The sequence below is a fragment of the Prosthecobacter dejongeii genome (genome assembly GCF_014203045.1).
In the GTDB taxonomy this organism is placed as follows: domain Bacteria; phylum Verrucomicrobiota; class Verrucomicrobiia; order Verrucomicrobiales; family Verrucomicrobiaceae; genus Prosthecobacter; species Prosthecobacter dejongeii.
Genome location: NZ_JACHIF010000001.1, coordinates 263061 through 284157, shown reverse-complemented (window position 1 = coordinate 284157; position 21097 = coordinate 263061). Strand labels below are relative to the sequence as shown.

The 21097-nt window shown below is 55.4% G+C and carries 10 protein-coding genes; 8 read left to right on the top strand and 2 right to left on the bottom strand.

What is annotated here, in order from left to right:
* Positions 1-18 precede the first annotated feature (18 nt).
* Both HNQ64_RS00900 and HNQ64_RS00895 read left to right on the top strand, forming a co-directional pair.
* On the top strand, positions 19-11751 hold the full coding sequence (locus HNQ64_RS00900; RefSeq protein WP_184204405.1) for an autotransporter-associated beta strand repeat-containing protein: 11733 nt from the start codon (positions 19-21) through the stop codon (positions 11749-11751).
* Between the two features lie 107 nt (positions 11752-11858).
* A complete protein-coding gene (locus tag HNQ64_RS00895; RefSeq protein ID WP_184204404.1) occupies positions 11859-13121 on the top strand; it encodes a DUF5722 domain-containing protein in 1263 nt (420 codons plus the stop codon).
* A 1-nt stretch (position 13122) separates the two neighbouring features.
* Here HNQ64_RS00895 and HNQ64_RS00890 read toward each other — a convergent pair whose 3' ends face one another.
* Positions 13123-14403, bottom strand: a complete 1281-nt coding sequence (locus HNQ64_RS00890; protein ID WP_184204403.1) for a dihydroorotase — start codon at positions 14401-14403, stop codon at positions 13123-13125.
* Positions 14404-14632: 229 nt separating this feature from the next.
* Between HNQ64_RS00890 and HNQ64_RS00885 the strand changes: the two genes are divergently transcribed.
* The 3 genes from HNQ64_RS00885 to HNQ64_RS00875 are packed head-to-tail and all read left to right on the top strand — an operon-like array spanning position 14633 to position 19287.
* Positions 14633-15799: an efflux RND transporter periplasmic adaptor subunit gene (locus HNQ64_RS00885; RefSeq protein ID WP_184204402.1), complete on the top strand. Its 1167-nt coding sequence runs from the start codon at positions 14633-14635 to the stop codon at positions 15797-15799.
* 6 nt (positions 15800-15805) lie between these two features.
* Entirely contained in the window at positions 15806-18970 is a 3165-nt protein-coding gene (locus HNQ64_RS00880) for an efflux RND transporter permease subunit (RefSeq protein ID WP_184204401.1), read from the top strand.
* Positions 18967-19287 (top strand): protein tyrosine phosphatase, encoded by a 321-nt coding sequence (locus HNQ64_RS00875; protein ID WP_184204400.1) that lies wholly within the window; start codon positions 18967-18969, stop codon positions 19285-19287. Before HNQ64_RS00880 ends, HNQ64_RS00875 begins: the two co-directional genes overlap by 4 nt.
* A gap of 57 nt (positions 19288-19344) precedes the next feature.
* Here the strand turns inward: HNQ64_RS00875 and HNQ64_RS00870 are convergent, their stop codons facing one another.
* On the bottom strand, positions 19345-19704 hold the full coding sequence (locus HNQ64_RS00870) for a hypothetical protein (protein ID WP_184204399.1): 360 nt from the start codon (positions 19702-19704) through the stop codon (positions 19345-19347).
* Positions 19705-19796: 92 nt separating this feature from the next.
* On the opposite strand from HNQ64_RS00870, the gene HNQ64_RS23845 reads away from it, so the two are divergent.
* The 3 genes from HNQ64_RS23845 to proC are packed head-to-tail and all read left to right on the top strand — an operon-like array spanning position 19797 to position 21087.
* Complete coding sequence (locus HNQ64_RS23845) at positions 19797-20075, top strand: hypothetical protein (RefSeq protein WP_246430956.1); 279 nt, start codon at positions 19797-19799, stop codon at positions 20073-20075.
* On the top strand, positions 19990-20241 hold the full coding sequence (locus HNQ64_RS00865) for a sulfite exporter TauE/SafE family protein (protein WP_246430935.1): 252 nt from the start codon (positions 19990-19992) through the stop codon (positions 20239-20241). The genes HNQ64_RS23845 and HNQ64_RS00865 overlap by 86 nt, the downstream gene beginning before the upstream one ends.
* Positions 20242-20283: 42 nt before the next feature.
* The gene (proC, locus tag HNQ64_RS00860) at positions 20284-21087 is read left to right on the top strand and encodes a pyrroline-5-carboxylate reductase (protein ID WP_184204397.1); all 804 of its coding nucleotides are present in this window, start codon (positions 20284-20286) and stop codon (positions 21085-21087) included.
* Positions 21088-21097 lie beyond the last annotated feature (10 nt).

The window sequence follows — 21097 nt, the reverse complement described above, 5'->3', positions numbered from 1 at the left end:
AGCCCACCAACCAGCCTGATGAAGCCACGCCGAACAACTCTCCTTTTGCAATCGAAGATCCTGGCTTTCAGCTTGTTGAATGCATGCGCACTTACCGCCTTAGCCTTGGATCCGGCTGCTCCGGCCACTGGTTCATGGAATCTCACGGGTGCCAATGGAAATTGGAGCGAAGCCATCCGCTGGCAGGGCAGTATCCCGAATGGAGTGGATCAAATCGCCGAACTCATCAATAACATCACCGCAAATCGCACGGTCACCATTGATTCGGGGATTCCTGGTTCCAATGTGACTCTCGGTGGCATGCGTCTTGGAGATCTCAGCGGTGGCAATTCATTCACCATTTCAGGTGGAACACTTACACTCCAAGCCTCCGAGGGGAATGCATTCATCACAAAACAAGGGAAAGGTGGCAATGATACAATCAGCTCTGCTTTGCAGCTTAACAGTGCGGTGGATTTTTTGATTGCCGATACCAACGGCAACAGCCTGGGTCTAACCCTCGCAGGAAAAATATCTGGAGGCACAGTCGGCTCTGCCACCATGAATTTGGCCGCCGTTGACGGTGAGAACTTCGTTCGACATCTGCTCTTGAATAATAACACGAACGACTTTGCCGGACAGATCGTTGTGAATTCTGGTTTACTCCGTCTAGAGGGCGGTGCACGCGGGACATCAAATACTTTTGGGGCACGTGTGGCAGGCCTAAGAGGCGTGGGCAATGAGGTGTGGGTTAAAAATGGAGGTCGCGTGGACCTGCGTGACAGCGACTTCGATGTGCAGGCGGACGATACAGAAATTTTCATCATCGAAGGATCGGGCATGAACGGTCTAGGCGCCCTGGTCAATACTGCCAATACAGCATCCTTGTCCCATTTGGCTCTGTCAGGAGATGCTTCCGTCGGAGGGTATTCAAGCATCGAATTAAAGCGCTATCTGAATGCCGCAGGCACCTCAGAAATAGCCGCTGTGCTAGACCTTAGTGGCCATGATCTAACAAAAATTGGATCTGCAATGCTGGTCATTGAGAATGCAGACATCCGCAATGCCACAGGCTCGGCTTTCAATATCCATGAAGGTTCTCTGATGTTCCGAAATAAGGGAGGTTTAGTGGGTGGCGGTTTGATCGGTGACACCGCTTATGGGAACCAGATTGATGGATTAACTTTCAATGTGGCCTATTATGACGGGGCCTTCGATGGTCTGGATGTGACTCAGGGCAGCCGCACTTCGGACCCCTTCAATCCGAATCGTCTCGCCAGTGATCTATCTGGTAACACCGTCATCGCGGCGCGGCTCATCTTCCGCACCGATTGGGGGACGGGAACGACTCACGTTCCCAATCAAAAGGTGGTCGAGACGTATGATAACCTCACCATCAATCTCAACAACGGCTCACTCGTCCGAGAAGGGAATGGTGAGACGGGGCGCACCTTTGACCACATCTTTGGTCCTGGCACCGTGGTCAATTTAGTCGGGGGCGGATTGGAGGGAAATATCCTCACCATGGGGGGCGGTGCTACGGGTTACAACAGCGCCACAGATCGCTACGATCACCCCGGTGTGACAGAGATCCAGGGCCAGATTGATAACACCACTGCTGACAATGACGGGACGGGATTCACCAAGCGTGGAAACCGCGAACTACGTCTCACTGGCAACAACGTTAATTTTAACGGGGATGTTTTAGTCAAACAAAATACCGGGCGCTTTTTGCCTCCGCAGTACACAAACACGTCTCTCACTGGGGCGGCGGAGTCGCAGTTTTTCAGTCTATCCCTAGCGGGTGCGCAGGGTAGCCTCAATCAGGCCAACTCCATCACCCTGAGCCGATGGGGATCCCTGGCGTTGCTGAATAATTCCCAAAACGGTATATATGCGAGCAGCAACAATAACGACCGACTCAATGACCAAGGGACGCTCAGCCTCCGGAATGGATTTCTCACTCTGGAAACGGATGTGGCTGGCACCAATACAGAAAACTTCGGGAATGTGGCCGTGAATGCTGGAACGAACTACCTCTATTTAGACACTCGCGCTGGGGGGCAGTTCGATGGTAGTTTTAACTCCCTCACGCGGAGCCAGGGCGGCATTCTGAAAATCTACAATCTCAATGGCAGTCACACTTGGGGAACTGGTGCCGCAGATGATCGTCTTAAACTCAATAACACCACGGGCATCAACTTGATCGGTCAGTCTGCCCCTGGCAGTGCTGGGCAGCAGGTCATCCCTGGACTTTTTGGCGGGAGCTTGCCAGCCAGCTTCGCCGCAAGCATCGGTGCTGCGGCCAATCGTACAGCTTACACGGTGCAGAATGCCTACGCTTATGGTGGTTCAGGCATTGGCCTGATGACTCTGGAAAATGGGTATCTACGGCCACTAACGGCCAATGAGTACAGCGTGGGTGGCAGTCCGATTGCTGGAACAAACTGGTTGTTAGACCGATACCTCGGTTCTGAGAATGCTTTGGGTCGCAGCAACTACGCGAATCGCAATGTCACACAGGATGTGGCGGTGAATTCTCTCACCCTCGCGTTTAACTCCACCACCTCGGGCCAGGCTGCACCTGTGGCCGCCCGTGACTACCTCATTATCGAGCCTGGTCGCACGCTGACGATCAATTCTGGGATCATCAATTTTGCGTCGTTCATCGAGTCTGATAACTCCAATCCTGAAGCCATGATTCGTGGTGGGACCATCAATATGAATGGTCAGGCGGCGATCATTAATTCGGCCCTGTCACGCCATGATCTGGATGCCAACAGTGGCTCTTTTGGCACCTTCATGCCTGGTAGCAATGCTTTCATGCGTAGCAACATCGTGAATGCGACGGATCTTGTGAAGACCGGGCGAAACAATCTTTACCTAGATACCTGGAATCAGGTTTCAGGGAACATTTATGTCAGCGAACAGGGCGGCCTGCTGGTCCGTCATTCTGGAGCCCTCGGGGCAGGGGCACCCGGTCGGGAAGTGGTAGTCGGGGGAGCAGGAAACTTCTATCTGGAGTACGGAACCAACATCACAGGTCTGAACCTGCGTGTGAGCAGTACCTTTGATACGAGTCGTACGGTGCTGCGGAATGAGGGCACCACTCACAGCACTTGGGGAGGGGACGTTATTTTCGACATCGCCGATGAAGCTGGTTCGGGCGAATTTCAGTCCCATGTGATCACAGCTCGCAACAACGGCACACTCTCTATTTACGGGAATATTTACACGGCGAACAATCAGAATCAGTCGGACAACGATTCCTGGAATGATCCTACCATCCTTTCGACATCCATTGGTGAAAGTGCGACGATCAATTTTCGAGGACAGTTCCGTGATCTTGAATCCGGTTCATTGAGCAATGTTGGAGCCACGGGAGACAATGCGACCCGGCTGGATCGCAATCACTCGCTGGTCTTTCAAATGCGCGGGCATGATGAGATGAATGTGAATGCTTTCCAGCAATGGGATGCCACGGGATCCATCTTTGCGACTCAGGGGTATTTCCGTATCCAGTATGATCCCTCCGCTGCGGGGCTAGATGGTACCGGCTTTCAGACTCAGGATGCACGGCTGGCCATCACGCAGGACAATCAGTGGAACCAAATGTGGTTAGGCAGTCCACAAAACTTTTTGGGCGTATCAAACATCGCGACCAATGTCTATCATGGGCACGTTTTGCTAACGAAGGCAGATCAGGTGTTGAACTACGCAGACCGCATCAACATCAGCAACAATAACCGCAATCATACCCTCACCCTTGGCGGTGAACACACGAGTGGAAATGCCTACATCGGCAGTGCCGATAATAGCTTGCCCTATCGCATCCTTTTCCAAAATGCCAATACGGAGCGTGACCTGCGCTTTCTCCAGGTGCGTGGGGGAACTTTAGTGGTGAATGCACGACTCGAAGATAGCAACACCACAGCGGATAGTTTTAACGCCACCATCTCTCTGGTTGGTCCCGGGACGGTGATTTTTAATCGAAATGCTGTGGGTAACTCGAATGTGGATCGTTGGAACTTTATGGCAGGCACGGCGGTTTGGGCTGGTATGAATGGGGATAACCAGTTTGCACGCACTCGCACGACCGGAACAAATGCTCTCGCGGCGATTTCGACATGGGGCGGAGGAAATTTGGTTCTTGAACAACCTGCAGGAACCACCATGCGCACGCAAACTTTGGATGGAGATATTTACCTGCTGAATGGGGCCAGCTCTGCAACGACGAATACCAATACCACGCTGACTCTCGGTGCCGCGACCCGTTTGCTCCAGAGAGATTCAGGGTCTTCTCTCGCCTTTCTGGAAAATGGTAATGGGGCCATCAACTTCAGTGCAAATGGACTTTCCACCACGGCAGGGGCTTTCCTGGGTAGCTGGGCCGTTTATGGCAACTCTACAAGCGGCGTGACGGACTGGGCTGCTCGCCAGGGAACCACAGGGGTGCAAGGATTTACGGCTTACAGCAACGATGCTTTTGGTGCAGCTCTACATACCAACCTAACGGGAAGTGCAGTTTTAACAGGCAATACGGAAAGCCAGACTCTTCGCTTTGGGGCTGCGGCCCAGCTAGACATCGGCGCAGGCAATACACTCACTTTGAATCAAGGCGGCTTGTTGATTCCTTCGTCTGTGACTGGTGATGTAAGCTTCTCAGGCGGCAGCATTACCAGCAGTTGGTCACAGGGATCCAGGGACTTGATGCTGCATCATTACGGTCAGGGGACACTGACCGTCGGCTCGGTCATTTCGAACGACGGTGCGAATAAGGTGAATCTCGTTCATGCAGGAACTGGCACGACCATTTTGACGGAGGATAACACCCTCACCGGGAACGTGTATCTCAACAATGGCGTGTTGAAGATCAGTCGTGATTCTCAGCTTGGCCAAGTGAATGGCTCCATTGCCCAAGTGGTCTTGGTGAATGCAGGCAGCAGCTATACCAATAGCCAAAATAATGCTGTTGCGTCTCTGTTAGGCGGTAATGGCACTGGGGCTTCGGTGACTTTTAACACTGGTACAGGAGTGGTGAGCGCTATCAATGTGGTGAACGGCGGGAGTGGTTATACCGAAGGGGTGCGAGTGACACTGGATGGCACTGCGGCAGGGAACAATGCTGGGGCTTGGGCGATCTTGGACAGTGGCAATCTTTACTTTGACGGTGGGGTGCTGCACGTGACAGAGAGTCTGGCGCTTAACAGCGGGCGCACGCTTTTCCTAGGGGGTAATGGCGGCACTCTGCGTGTGGACCCCAGCAAGACGCTCATCGTGGATGGGTTCATCAGCGGTAAATACAATCATGCAGACACGGATTACGGTTACACGTTGTCGGATAGCTTGGGTAGCCCCTGGGAGGCTTCATCTGTGCGGAATCCTGATATCGGAGACCTCACCATTGATGGCGGTGGCACGGTGGTGTTTCGTTATGCACCGCTGGGAGATGGCTCCACTCCAGCGAATCTGGGCCATGTTTATGGCGGCATCACTTGGATCAATGATGGGGTTTTGAGCTTGCAAGGGGTTGGCAGCACGGGTGTCACAGGGGCTCTAGGCACCCATCGCTCTTTCCTGGACAGCACCGTCATTGGTAACAATGGCAGTTTGGACCTGTTCTTCAGTTCTTCAGATCCGAGCCTTCTTGAGTGGATGACACTGCGTGGCAGTGGTTTTGAAGGCGGCGGAACGATTCGTTCCATCATCACTGGAGCGACTCGCTCTTATAACCTCACTGGGCAGATCCACATTGAAGAAGATGCCATCTTTAAGATCTTCAACTCCCACAATATTTACATCAACAACGGCGGTGGGGATCTCTTCGGTCAGGGTGACCTCACCCGCATCGGCAATGGGGATTTCCGCTTTTATGGGAATAACCCTGAGTGGAAAGGTGCCTTTCTTTCAGCCAGTGGAACAACACGCCTCATTGGAGCCGGATCGCTCGGTGGTTTGACCCGAATGGAGTTGGATCGCAACTCCATCTTTTATCTCTCCACGGCCAGTACCACGATCAATGAATTTGGTGATCGCCTTCCAGATGATTTAACCATCACCACAGATGGCTACATCCGTCTGCGCATGGATGCCACCGGGGGGGTGCATTCTGGTTTTGAGAAAGCTGGAGTCATCACCGCCGAGGCTGGCGTGCTGGGCTTGGAATACAATTTGGGGGCTGATTATGTCACCACGGCAGGTGTCACGTCAAACCGTCTTCAGGGAGACTACGCAGGCTGGCATTTCACGGAGATCGTTCGTCAGCCTGGAGCCTCGGTGCATTTGAGAAACTTCGATTCGGGAACCTCTTTTGCAGGACGAGATTTTTCCAGTGGCAATGTCACGAACAAGGCTGTCTTGCAGGTGGATGTGGCGCCTCTGGTCATCGGCAGTGGCAATGGACTCAATGGCAATGCTCCAATCGTTCCCGGTTTCTTTGGTGGCACACGCGATCTCTTGGTTGCTTCTTCCGATGGGGTGACTCAGAGGTTTGATGAAGCTTACACGTCTTTCAGGCTGGTGACGCTGGATAGTGATGGCAATGGCAATCATTTTCTGCGCCCGCTGGAACTGTCTGAATACAAAACAGTGGCGAATCCCGATGGTGCTGTGACCACCACCGTCTCACTGGATGATCAAGGACTCACCAGTGATCAGAATTTGCGCATTGTCGGGCGGGATTCGGATTCTTTGGAATCAGGTCAGCTTGGCTCGACTCGGCAGAATTCGCTGCTCACGCTGAATGCCTCTAAAACGGTGAACTCACTGAGTTTCAATTCCGAAACGTATGTGCAAAACGGTGCTGCTAACCCCACTTCCGCTGCGACTCAGGGGGGGGATCATACCACTCTGCAAATGCGGGATGACACGAAGCTTACCGTGGCTTCAGGGATGATCCAGGCGGCTAACTTTGGGGTGCTGGACCGTATGGGCATCACCAACAGCGGAAATTCTAACTTGGACATTCGTTCGCAAATCAATGGCGGCGAACTCGACTTCGCTGGACGAGAAGCCCATATCTATGTGGGTGGTTTTTTCACCCGTTATGATACGGCAGGGCAGCCCAAGGGGTATGAGGGCATTGATGGTGACAATACCACGCTGACGATTGCCTCCGGCATCACGAACTCCAATGGGTTGGTCAAGACAGGGCCGGGAGCTCTCATCCTCACAGGTTTTAATACCTACTCGGGAGATACGCATGTTAACCACGGCACACTTTACGCACGCAGTGATTTTGCCCTGGGGCAAAGTGAGAATGTGAATGTGACTGGCGGAGGAAATTTCTACCTCGGCCATGGGGCTAATGTGCTTGGCGCGGATATACGTGTGGGCAACATCAGCGGAAACAACATCGCCTTGGCGATCGAACAAGGCGGTACTTGGGGTGGAAACATCATCTTGGATAATGTGGACAATGCGGGGGCTACAGGTTACACCCGCAACTTTATTCCCCGCGTCTTGGTGAACTCGACCAATATCGGGACGGTGCGGGGTGATATTTATGGCGGGGCAGGTCTGCTAGCTGCTGGGGTACAGGCCACGGAGTCACGTATCTTCACCACTTACACGGGAGCGGCGGGGATCCTGGATCTTCGTGGGCAGGTTCGTGACAATGCCTCGGGCCCAGTGAGTTCCCTGGTGACTGCGGCCAATCAAAATCAGATTCTGCGCATGGAGGTGATCGCCACGACGAATGAGGCGAATGTGCAGCTTTGGCAGCCTTATGATTCGGCAGGCCAGATCATTCTGAAACGCGGCTACCTGCGCTACTCGGGTGAGGGGCAGTTTTACACCGCAGCTGCGGCGGCAGCCCTGAATCCAGACAATGCCATGTCCGGTTTCCACATCGGAGGGCGTGGCCTCATCGCCAGTGGCACGGCGGATGGACTGACCACATCGAATGCGACCTTTGTTTTAGCCAATGAAGGCTCCAGCTTTAATCTGGCCTCCTTCACGGTGGGGGGAGATGTTACTGATCCTAACAATGTATTTGGACATGGAAATTGGGGTCTGGGTAATACCACGGGCAATACCACCATCGGGGGTGAAAACCGTTCGGGTGAGGTGGTCTTCGGCACTGGTTCAGGCACTATTCGATTCACTCCCTACACGACATTGGCAGATCGCGACCTACGTCTGTATGCCGCCCCAGGAGGTGAAGTCACCATCCGGGCAAACTTCGTGGATGGTGGAACGACGGCAAATCCGGTGAATACCTCCATCACTAAAATCGGAGCTGGTCAGGTGAATCTTCAGGGTTCCAGCGCTGGCGCTGGCACGGTGGAAGGCTTGAACGTTCTTGGCGGGATGTTGTTACTTGAAGGTTATGATGTTAACCCCAGCCGCCGCGTGGGCCTGAATGCCAGCTTGTTGATGGCTGGCGGCACCCTGGCTGTGGATGGCGGACAGGAAAACTTCGGTAGTTTGAGGCTTAATGCAGGGGGGAGCGCTCTGGCCGCTATCGGGGCCGCGCAAGTGGATATTGCTTCCTTGGGCACACGCAGCAATGGTGGCACGTTGCATTTCCAGAGCATCGCTGGCGGCACGCTTCGTCTGGGTGGAGTAGCCAGTGGCACCCGTTTAGGATCGTACGCCACTTTTGGTTCGGCAGTAAACGGCGCACCCTTGGCTTCTAGCTGGGCATCCGTGAATGGAATGGGGCAAGTGGTGGCTTTTTCTAACTTTGCAGACAATACCTTTGGTGCCGGGTTGCACACGGATCTCACGGGCTCATCCATGGTGGGTGGTGTGACGGAGTCCATTCGATTCAATACTTCTGGAGCTGCGGTGACCAGTGGGACTCTCACGGTAAATGATGGAGGGCTGCTATTTACCAATAGTTACTCTGGTGGCACGGCCATCGCTGCAGGAGTGAATGTCACCTCCAGTGCAGGAAGGGACCTCATCTGGCATAACTATGCCTCGGCTCCAGTCACGGTGGCTGGCAATATCACAGGCGGGCAGAATGTGGTCTTCACTGGCGTGGGAGAGACCATTCTCACCGGTTCCAATACATACACCGGGGCCACATACGTCACGGGTGCCTCAACGCTAGCGATGGATGGCATCAGCCGACTAGGCACGGGAGCACTCCAGTTAAATGGCGGCACGGTTAAACTTACGGGTGCGAATACGGATACCTATGCAGCTAACATCACTTTGGGCAGTGGGGATGGCACGTTGAATGTCGAAAATGAGGATAAGATCCTGGTACTACGTGGGATCATTTCATCGGAAAACAATCCCGTGGCTAGCCTTTCTGGGAACCCTAACAGTGGCGGGCTTCGCATCGAGGGTGCCGGGACTGTGCAGTTTGGCTCACGTACAGATGGAGCGAATCTGGTTGGCGTGGCGAATACCTACACTGGACTGACTATCTTGGGCGATGGCATCAACTCTCTGCGTGTGGATCTCCAGGGCGGTGGGGCCAACAACACGCAACACACGCCTTTCGGCAGCACGGATTCATGGACAGATGGCACCATCGTAAAGAATAACGTGACGCTGGAATTCTCACCTCAAGAAGGTGGAGCAGCGGGCACGGATCAGGTGCGTTATCGTGAATGGATGCAGTTTGGCGAACAAGCCGGAGATCAGATCTTCCTGGCCCACACCACGCGCCGCCAAGTGGTTCTCGACGGTTTTTACAACGTCGTTGGGGATCTGAACATTCACACTCAAAACGCTCTGCTCCCCGGCAGCAGCACGGGTAACCGGGAAGTCTATATCAATCCCAATGAAGGCGGATTGGTTGGCTCAGGGAATATCGTGAAGACGGGTGCTGGCTCGCTTTACTTTTACAATAGCCTTACCGAGTGGACTGGGGACCTGGACATCCGCGAAGGGCTGACTCTGCAATTGATGTATCCAGGGGCATCTCTTGAAAGCACGGGAAACATCTTGTTAGGTGATCCATCCGGGGTCTCCACCACAGCCCTGCAATATCGTGTGCAGTCCCGCTATGGGAATTCGGATACAGCAGTGGACAGTGGCCGCCAGACCTATCTCATCCCTCGTGACATCCAGGTGCGTGACAACATCAAGCAAGAGGTCCGCATCGGTGGCAGCTATGCTTCTGAATCCACCTTGGAGTTCACAGGTGATATTTATCTGGGCTCTGGCAGCACGGGTGGAGGTGGCGCCCTTTCTGCCAACCACGTGCGTTTCTACTATGAAGACTCCACGGCCTACAATGCAGCTGTGGTGGGGCATCAGCAGCACGTTCTCATGAATTTCCGGGGTAACCTCAGTGGTTCAAATAATTTGATGCTGGAAAATTCAGAAGATGGCTCGGCGAACAATGATCCTTATGACCAGTTTGTGACTTACTTTTTGAGTGGAAATAACAGCGCTTTCACAGGCAAAGTCACCGTCGGCGGAGAGCAAGGGGTGGGCACCAATAACTTTGATCGTGATGACAATGAGATTCTCCGCATGGGTTCTTCCACAGCGCTGACTTCAGCGAATATGGTGGAAATGCGGAATTTGAGCACTCTCCAAGTGGGTGGTCAGGGCGTGACGATCGGGGGATTAATTTCCAATGATGGTGTCAGCACCTCAGGATTGTATTCTTTCACGAGTCCAACCTGGGACCCTACACGGCAGACCACCGCAGACCTGGCTGCGATCAATGCCAATGTGGATGCTGCCTCTGGCACGCTGCATGGTGCTACAGGTACGGCGAACTTCACCCCTGTGGGGAACAGTTCGGCCATTGTTGAAAATGCTTCCGTGACTCCTGGCACTCTTAGCATTGTGCAAAACGGCAACACGTCTTGGGATGTCTATTTCCGGGATGGAGTGCCTTCCGCTCAGTATGAAAACAGTGCGGCCACACCGGGTTCATTGAGCTTGGATAAGCAAGGCACCGGAGCGGCTACCCTGACCATCTTCAATGACTATACGGGAACGACCACTGTCTCCGCCGGAGCTCTGCAAGTGGGGCAGGGGGGGACGGGTCAGTGGGACTTTGTGAGTCAGGGTAGCACGGCTGTATTTACTGCCACCACCGATACCATCGGCCGGGTCGCGGGCAGCACGGGCACAGGGATGACCACGGTCCTGGCGGGGGCCACGCTGAGTGGATCTGGCCATGTCAGAGGCGGCTTGACCATGAATGGCAGGCTAGCTCCTGGAGATGCGATTCTGGATGTCGTCGGTGCGGCTCGTGGTACCTTGTTCATTGGAGATAGCAACGGCGGCAACATGGTGTTCAATCCTGGGGCGATTCTTTCGATGCAGCTCATGGCACCTTCTCTGGTGGATGCTGAACTCTCTGCCGGTAACTTCATGATCGGTGGTTTTGAATACGAAGACTACATCTCCGTTCTGCCGCTGTTTAATCCCTCCTCGAATGCTTTCCCTGACTACTTTGGGCAGCCTGGTACCGGGATTTCCTCTGTGGCGCATGACCATCTCGAAATCGGTGGAGACTTAACTTGGAATGGCGGGCGGATCGAAATCAGCTCTACGGTGACTGGCTTCTCACCACAGGCTGGCCATGTTTATAATTTGTTAGACTGGTTTGGCGTGTCAGACTGGGGTTCCTTCAATTCTGGGTCCAACCGTTACCTCGTCGGAAATGGTGATGACAATGGCGACCTCGACCTGCCAGACCTTTCAGCCTATCCGGAACTGCGCTGGGATACGGGCCTCTTCAACAGTCATGGTGTCTTGGTCATTTCCACCATGATCCTCGTGCCTGAACCCGGACGTGCGATGCTGATCTTGGTTGGCTGTATGTGGATGGCTTTCCGCCGTCGTCGTTGAAGATGGTTGTTTGAGGAGGGAGAGAAGCGCTCTCGCAGTGTGTTTCTCCTTCTGAGTGGTTGTCACCGCTATAAAGCAGCTTTGACCAGCGTTAAATGCGACTCTTCATGCTACGCTTTTTCATTGTCTTCTTGTTCTCATGGCCTGTATTCGCTGCGCCGAATACGGAGCCTTTCCCTAAACCTGCCAGCATCAAAGGTCTTCAGGTGCAGATGGTGCCAGATGCTCTCGATCTAGGCATTCACCATGCGGGTATTAATATCAACCTTACCGCCCTGCCGGACCTAGCGAAGAAACCGGGTAATCCCACCCACACGGTGGAGGGCCAAACCTTTGCTTTTAACGCCAGTTATCTGGCCAGTCTGGATCGTCAGATCAAACCCCTGTCTGACAAAGGCGTCGCGGTTTACCTCATTCTCATCGCTTACCCTTCTAAGGAACCTGTACGCGATGCCTTGGTCATTCATCCCCAGGCGCGTGCCGACTACAAATACAGCGTGGGCGCCTTTAACAGCGTAACTCCTGAAGGCCGACTCTTGCTCCGCGCAGTGACGGAATTCCTAGCGGCCCGCTGGTCGGGGAACCAGCCTCAGCATGGCCGCGTGTGGGGCTGGATCGTGGGAAATGAGGTCAATTCTCACTGGCTCTGGTACAACCTCGGCAAGATGCCCTTGGAGAAAGCGGCCAGCGAGTATGAAAACGCCTTTCGCATCGTCCATCAGGCCGTTCGCACCGCCTCTGCCCATGCACGTCTCTACATTTCCTTCGATCATCACTGGGCCGCTTCCATGCATGGCATCAGCGCAGAGGAGGCCACTCCTGGTCGCGATTACCTGGACACCTTTGCCCGTCTTGTGCGTGAGCGTGGAGACCTGGACTGGCACGTCGCTTGGCATCCGTACCCGGAGGATCTGGGGAATCCTCGAGCCTGGGCCGACAAGAGCGTAACCAACGATGATACCACGCCAAAAGTGACTTTTAAAAATCTCCAAGTCCTACCGAAGCATCTGGAACAAAAAGAGTTGCTCTATCAGGGGCAGCCTCGCCGCATCATCTTGTCAGAGCAGGGTTTTCACACCCTACTCATCCCGGAAGGGGAAAAACTTCAGGCTGCTGCCTACGCCTACGCTTGGGAAAAATGTCTCACGCTGCCCACGGTGGATGCCTTCATCTACCACCGCCATGTGGATCACGCGCAGGAGGGCGGTCTGCGTTTGGGCCTTTGGCGTAATGCGCCCGGAAGCATCGCCGATCCTCATAGCAAGAAAGCCATTTGGGATTTGTTCCAGAAAGCCGGGACGGTCGAATGGAAAGCTGCAGCGGCTCCACTGTTGCCAGTCACTGGAATGACAGGGTGGAGCCAGCCTTAAATTACCGCGCCAGCAATTCCTCGCCGCGATAGATCACCCGCTCCACCAGTCCCTTCAGCGTCTTGTTCAAGAACGGTGTGTTGATGCTCTTCGACTTCATGAACTCAGGAGTAAAGGTGGTCGTGCGCTCCGGATTAAAAAGGATGAAATCGGCGATGCCGCCTTCTTTCACAGGCACAGGCTCCAGTTTCATCAGGCGGCGCGGCTCAGCAGAGTAGCGTTTGACGATGAGGCCCCAGTCCAGGATGCCTTTGGAGATGAAACAATCATAGAGGCTCGGCAGGGCCGTCTCCAGGCCAGTGATGCCGAAGGGGGCGCTAGCGAAGGCTTGGTTCTTTTCAAACGGCGTGTGTGGCGCGTGGTCAGTAGCGATGACGTCGAACCACCCATCTTTGAGCCCTTGCAGCAGCAGCGCATTGTCTTCCTTCGTGCGCAGTGGTGGGTTCATTTTGTAATGCGTGTCATAGTCGCCGATGTCCTCATGACTGAACATGAGATGGTGGGGCGCGATCTCGCAGGTGACGCGGATGCCCCGGTCCTTGGCGCGTTTGATGGTGCCCATGCCTTCAGCAGTCGTGACATGTTGGATGTTCAGATGCACCCCCGTGTATTCCGCCAGCCGGATGTCCCGGGAGATGCAGATCTCTTCGCTGATGCTGGGGATGCCTTGCAGGCCCAGGGCGTAGCTGATTTTTCCCTCATGCATGCTGCCTTTGCCGCTGAGTTCCTTCACCTCGCAGTGGCTGGCCAGGGGGATGTCAAAGTCCCGCGCGTATTCCATGGCGCGGCGGAGCACCTGCGGGTTGTCCACGGCGTAGCCATCATCTGTCAGCATCACACAGCCGGCGGCCTTCATGCCGGCGATGCCTGCCAGTTCCTCCCCCTTGCGCCCTTTGGTGATGGCTCCGGAGGTGTAAATGCTGGCCCCGATGCGGGTGCGGCGTGCGGTTTCCAACACGGTTCGGACGACCCCGGCATTGTCGATCGCGGGGGAAGTGTTCGGCATCATGACAAAACCCGTCACCCCGCCGTTGATAGCAGCCTCGGCACAGGTGGCGATGTTCTCTTTGTCTTCCTGGCCCGGCTCACGGGCGTGGACGTGGATGTCAAAAAGAGAGGGCAAAAGGATGCGGCCCGTGCAGTCAATGACCTCGGCATCCATCACTCCGGTGATCTCCTCAGCCACGCCGATGATGCGATCCCCGTCCACCAAAACGTCCCCGCGCAACAGTTGAGCGGAGTCTTCGGAGGCGATTTGGGCGTGGCGGTAGAGACGTTTCATGAATGATGACCATGATATGACGCGCGAAAGCCGGGTGGCAAGGGGGACGCTGAAAGTTTGCACGCCCCTGAGCAGGGGATGTTGGTCTCCCGTGGATTTTTTTTTTCATCGCTACGGAATATCTTTGCCTATTGGAGGCTCCCAAAGTGCGGGTGGAATTTGCCGTTCCCAGACGTAACCAGTCAGGTCACGGCGAAAAATCCTTTCCTGCGTCGTAATTCTCCCCCCAATGCAAAGACTCCTTGCCCTCAGCCTGGTGCTGGCTGCGCTTTCCTCCTGTGAGCGTTCTCAGCAAAAGACCGCCGCAGCCCCGCCGCCTTCCCCGGTCACGGTGGCTAAACCTCTGGCAACTGAACTGACGGAGTGGGACGAGTTCATCGGCCGCCTGGATGCTCCCGAATCGGTCGAAATCCGTGCCCGCGTTTCCGGTTACTTGGAAAAAATCCATTTTCGGGAAGGTAGCGACGTCAAGGCTGGTGACCTGCTGTTCACCATTGATCCGCGTCCTTACCAGGCCGTGGTGGACCGCACCCAGGCCGATGTGGAACGCGCTCAGGTACGGGTGCAATTGGCAAAAATGGAGGCCGAGCGTGCCAAGGAGCTCATGGAATCCAAGGCCATCGCCGTGGAGCAGATTGATCAGCGCAATCAAGCCCTGGCGGAGGCCGAGGCTAGTCTTCGCTCTTCCCGGGCCACGCTTCAGCAGGCGCAGCTAGACTTAGAGTTCACCCAGCTTAAATCCCCCATTTCGGGGCGCACGGGAGATGTCCTCATCACTCAGGGAAACCTCATCAATGGCGGCAGTAACAATTCCAATGCCACGGTGCTGACCACCATCGTCTCCGTGGATCCCATTCACTGCTACTTGGATGTGGATGAGCAGTCCGCCCTAAAATACCGCGAACTTCGCCGCCTGGGGCAGCGTGCCAGCGCCCTGGACCAGAACATCCCTGCCGAGATGGCCCTGGCCAATGAGCAGGGTTACCCTCATAAAGGGGTGATTGATTTTGTGGACAATCGGCTTGACCCCGGCACGGGCGTCATCCGTTCCCGTGCCCTGTTTCCAAACCCAGATGGTCTCATGGCCCCCGGCTTTTTCGCGCGCGTTCGCATTCCTGGCAGTGGCAAATACAAAGCTCTCCTGGTGCATGACAACGCCATCGGTAGCGATCAGGGAAAGCCGTTCTTGTTCGTGATTTCCACGGATGGAGTCGCTAAGCAGGTGCCGGTTGAGATCGGGCCGCTGCATGAAGGTCTGCGCGTGGTGAAAACGGGCATCGCCCCAGATGACCGGGTGGTGGTGGAAGGCATGGCCCTCGTCCGCAATGGAGCGATGGTCTTGGTGAAGGAAGAGCGCGAGATGAAAGTCGCCCCGCTGCAAACCGCCACGAAATAAAGCCGCATGAACATCTCCCGCTTTTTCGTGGACCGGCCGATTTTTGCCACGGTTCTCAGCATCGTTATCACCCTGCTGGGTGGCCTATCTTATTTCGGTCTCGCGGTAAACCAGTACCCCGACGTGGTGCCGCCCACCGTGGTGGTGAGTGCCACTTACCCTGGAGCCAATGCCCAGGTCATTGCCGATACCGTCGCCACACCGCTGGAGCAGGAGGTCAATGGGGTGGAAAACATGCTCTACCTGTCCTCGTCCTGCACGAACGATGGGCGCATGAACCTCACAGTGACCTTCAAGCTGGGCACCGATCTGGATCAGGCCCAGGTGCTGGTGCAAAACCGTGTGAATGCGGCCCTGCCACGTCTGCCGGAGGACGTGCGCCGTCTCGGCGTGCAGGCGCAAAAGCGCTCGCCGGACTTGACCCTGGCCGTGCAGTTCTTTTCGCCGGATGACTCGCGTGACGTCATTTACCTCTCCAACTACGTCCTGCTGCAGGTGCAGAATCAGCTCGCCCGTCTGCCGGGTGTGGCGGAGGCCTCCACTCTAGGTGGGCTGGATTTCTCCATGCGCATTTGGCTGGACCCAGACAAGATCGCTGGACGCGACCTGACGGCTGGCGATGTGCTGAAGGCCATTCGTGAGCAGAACGTCCAGGTGGCTGCGGGGCAGCTCGGTGCCATGCCCGCCCCTGAAGGCACCAGTTTTAATTATACCCTCACCACCAAAGGCCGACTGATCACCGCCGAAGAATTTGGTGACATCGTCATCAAGACGAATGCCGATGGCCAAGTCATCCGCGTTAGCGATGTCGCCCGCATCGAACTGGGGGCCCGTGATTATGCGGTGAAGAGCTACATGGATGGTAAGAATGCCGTCTCTCTGCGTATCTTCCAGCTTCCGGGCACCAATGCTCTGGACACAGCGGATGGCGTGTATGCCAAAATGGCAGAGTTGAAAAAACGTTTTCCACCAGGGGTGGACTATCGCATCAACTATGACCCGACTCGTTTCGTTCGTGCCTCCATGGAGTCGGTGCTCCACACTTTGGTTGAGGCCATCATCCTGGTGGTTCTTGTGGTGGTGGTGTTCCTGCAAAACTGGCGAGCCTCTTTGATTCCCTTGCTGGCTGTTCCTGTGTCCCTCGTGGGCACCATGGCGGTGATGCAGGCGTTTGGCTTCACGCTGAATAACCTTTCCCTCTTCGGTCTCGTGCTCGCCATCGGGATTGTGGTGGATGATGCCATTGTCGTGGTGGAAAACGTGGAGCGTTTCATTGCCAAAGGGCATTCCCCACGGCAGGCCACCCTGCTGGCCATGAAGGAAGTGACCGGGCCGGTTGTCGCCGTGGCTCTGGTACTTACTGCTGTGTTTGTACCCACCGCTTTCCTTGGTGGCATCACGGGGGAATTTTATCGCCAGTTCGCCCTGACCATCGCGGCTTCTACGATCATTTCAGCGTTCAACTCGCTCACGCTCAGTCCTGCTCTCACGGCCCTGCTATTGCCTCCACATGGAGCTAAGCCGGATATGCTGCAGCGTACGATTGACCTGCTCTTCGGCTGGTTCTTCCGGTTGTTTAACAAGTTTTTCAATGGCCTCTCGAATGTCTTCGGCAGCATCGTGGCCAAGCTGGTCCGCATTGGCATCGTCGTGCTCTTGGCCTATGGAGGCCTCATCGGGCTTTCCGGTCACCTGTTCAAGATCACGCCCACTGGGTTCATTCCCACCATGGACATGGGCTACATGCTCGTGGTGGTGCAGCTTCCAGATGGGGCTTCGTTTGAGCGCACGGATGCCGTGGTGCGCGAAATGGACGTTATCGCCCGCGAGACTCCAGGCATCGCCCACACCTTCGCCATCTCGGGTTATTCCTCTGTGCTCCAGGCGAACCAGAGCAACGTCGGTGCCGCCTTCCTTATCCTGGAACCGCATGACAAACGCACTCCGGAGCAGACTTCGGATGCACTCATCAATGAGATGAAAAAGCGCTTTGCTGGCATCCAGGCCGGGCGTGTCATCGTGCTGCCGCCTCCAGCCCTGCGCGGTCTCGGCAATGCAGGCGGTTTCAAGTTCCAGATTCAGGACTTGAACAACACAGGCCTGGCGGGTCTTCAGAATGCGACCAACTCCCTCATGGATGCCCTCCGGACTGAGCCAGGCTTCACCTCCATGATCTCCGGTTTCCGCTCCAATGTGCCGCAGTACTACCTCGACATTGATCGCCAGGCCGCCAAAAACATGGGCATTTCCCTGGCCGATATCAATGAGACCCTGCAGGTGTACATGGGCTCTGCCTATGTGAATGACTTCAACCTCTTTGGCCGCACTTATCAGGTTACGGCCATGGCTGAACCCCAATACCGCGTACGACCTGAAGATGTGCTGCGCCTGAAAACGCGTAACCAAAAGGGTGAAATGGTGCCGCTGGGGGCCCTCGTGAAAATGAACCGTATCGGCGGTCCAGACCGTGTGGCCCGCTATAACATGTACACCACGGCGGATGTGAATGGCAATACCCTGCCCTCCGTCAGCTCGGGTGAGATGGTTAGCCGGGTGGAGGCGATGGCCAAAGAAAAGCTGCCGGATGGTTTTGCCATCGAATGGACGGACCTCACCTATCAGCAACTCCTCGCCGGTAACACCATCGTGTTTGTGTTCCCGCTCTGCGTGCTCTTTGTCTTTCTCGTATTGGCTGCCCAGTATGAAAGCTGGAGTCTGCCTCTGGCGGTGATTTTGATCGTGCCCATGTGTCTCCTCAGTGCCCTGGTGGGCGTGTGGATTCGGCAGATGGATAACAACATCTTTACCCAGATCGGGCTGGTTGTGCTCGTCGGTCTAGCGGCGAAAAACGCCATTCTGATCGTCGAGTTCGCCCGCCAGCGTCAAGAGGCTGGCATGGATCGCTTCGCTGCTGCTGTGGAGGCGACTAAGTTGCGTCTGCGCCCTATTCTCATGACCAGCTTCGCCTTTATTTTGGGCGTGCTTCCTCTGGTCATTGCTAAAGGTCCGGGTGCAGAAATTCGCCAGGCTCTAGGAACGGCCGTGTTCTACGGCATGATTGGCGTCACCTTCTTCGGACTGCTATTCACCCCTGTGTTCTTCGTCCTGCTGAGCCGGAATGTGAAAAAGCCAGTGGTCGAGGATGATCACTCGCACGTTGCTGAACTGTGAAGCTGCTCTTTCTCTGCTCTCGTAATCTCTGGCGCAGTCCCACCGCGGAGGCCATTTATCAAAACGATCCACGGGTCCAGGTGCGCTCCGCCGGAGTCAGTTCATCTGCGCGAACTCGGGTGAGTGAAAAGTCGCTACGTTGGGCCGATGTGGTGTGCGTGATGGAGCACTGGCAAAAAAAGCGACTGCGTGATGACTTTCCCGAAGTCGTAAGTGACTTGCAGATTGAGGTGCTGGATATTCCTGACGACTATGAATACATGGACCCAGCACTCATCGAGTTGATCCGTGAGCGAGTCGAGCCCCTGATTGTGTAGGATGCACAAAAAAAGCGGCAGGACTGAGCCTGCCGCTTGGAGATGTGAAAAGGAGGATTACTGGCGCACTTCCTTGATGTGCTTGTCTGGAGCAGCATCGAAGGTGGCTTTGCTCGCCGTGTCTGCAAAGGCGACTTGGCGTGTGTAGGTCACGGTTTTGGAGGCATCCACCTTCTTTTTGCTCAGCGGGCATTGCACGCCATTGGCGCTGAGGATGTTGCTGAGATACGCCTTAGGTGTGGCATTGAATTGAGATTTGCAGCGGTCACAGCAGACGGCCACTGTTTTGCTGTAGTTGCTGGTGATGGCTGCATTCGCAGGTTTACCCGAAATGGGACAGACCTTATTCAGGGGTTCTGCAGCAGGGGCCAGACTGGAAAAAGCGGCGACGGCAAGGAGGGCGAGGAGATGTTTCATGGGCTAGTTTTTTACGTGTGTGTTTGGACGTTACAACGGATAACGGATTCAATCCTTTTGCATCAATCAAAAATCTTCCCGGATTTGCTCTCATGCTTGTTCCTGAAATCCTCATTTGTCTCGGCATCGGTATTCTCAGTGGCGTGGTCGCGGCTCTGTGTGGAGTCGGCGGCGGTGTGGTGATGGTGCCAGCTTTTTTACTCCTGCTGGACATGCCGCAGTCGTATGCCAACGCTGGTGGCACGGGCGACCGACGCGGTGCCAGCTTTTTTACTCCTGCTGGACATGCCGCAGAGACAAGCCGTGGCCACCAGCTTGGCCATCATCATCCCCACGGCTTTCATGGCCACGCTGCAAAACTCCCGCAGTGAATGGGTCAACTGGAAGGTGGCTGCCATTACTGCCCTCTCGGCCTCCCTCTTTGCCTATTATGGAGCGGGCTGGTTAAAGACCCTGAGCAATGAGACCCTCAGCCGAGTTTTCGGCGCGGTTCTGGTCATTTTTGGCCTGCGCATGCTGTTGCTGGGGAAGGCGTGATCTTTCCTTGCGTGAAACGCAGGCTGCCGCCACCATCGCGCCATGCTAAAACTAGGTCTGATCGGATGCGGTAAAATGGGTGGTGCTTTGTTGCGTGGAGTGGAAAAAGCTCTGGGCAGCACGGAGCTGTCGGTGGCGCTGAGTGATGTCGTCCCTGCGGCTGTGGAGGCCTTGCAGGAATCCCTCACTTGTCAGACTTTCACGGGCACTCCCGTGGAATCTGTAGGGGTATCAGAAGTCATCCTGCTGGCCGTGAAACCTGGGGATATGAAAAGCCTGTGTGAGGGCCTTTCCACCTTAGATGGAAGTCGCCTTTACATAAGCATTGCCGCAGGCATTTCCATCGCCCAACTCGAAGGTTGGTTAGGGGCCCGCCAGAGGGTGATCCGCTGCATGCCTAACACGCCTGCGCTTGTCGGCACCGGTGCAGCTGCTTTTGCACGAGGAACCAAAGCCACCTCTGAAGATGGTGCTGTGGCCAACAAAATTCTCGGCAGCGTCGGTACTGCCGATGAGGTCTCTGAAAAGTTGCTGGATGCGGTCACCGGTCTGAGTGGCAGCGGTCCTGCGTATGTTTACACCATGATTGAGGCCCTGGCAGACGGCGGGGTGCTCATGGGCTTGCCGCGTGCAGCCTCCCTGCGCTTAGCGGCCCAGACCGTGGCTGGTGCTGCGAAGATGGTTTTGGAAACGGGAAAACACCCCGCATCTCTTCGTGATGAAGTCACTAGCCCGGGGGGGACGACCATCGCCGGATTGGAGCAACTTGAAGCTCACGGTCTGCGGAACGCGCTGATCCAGGCGGTGCGTAAAGCGACAGAACGCAGCCAGGAACTCGGGGCCTGACGTGTCCAGG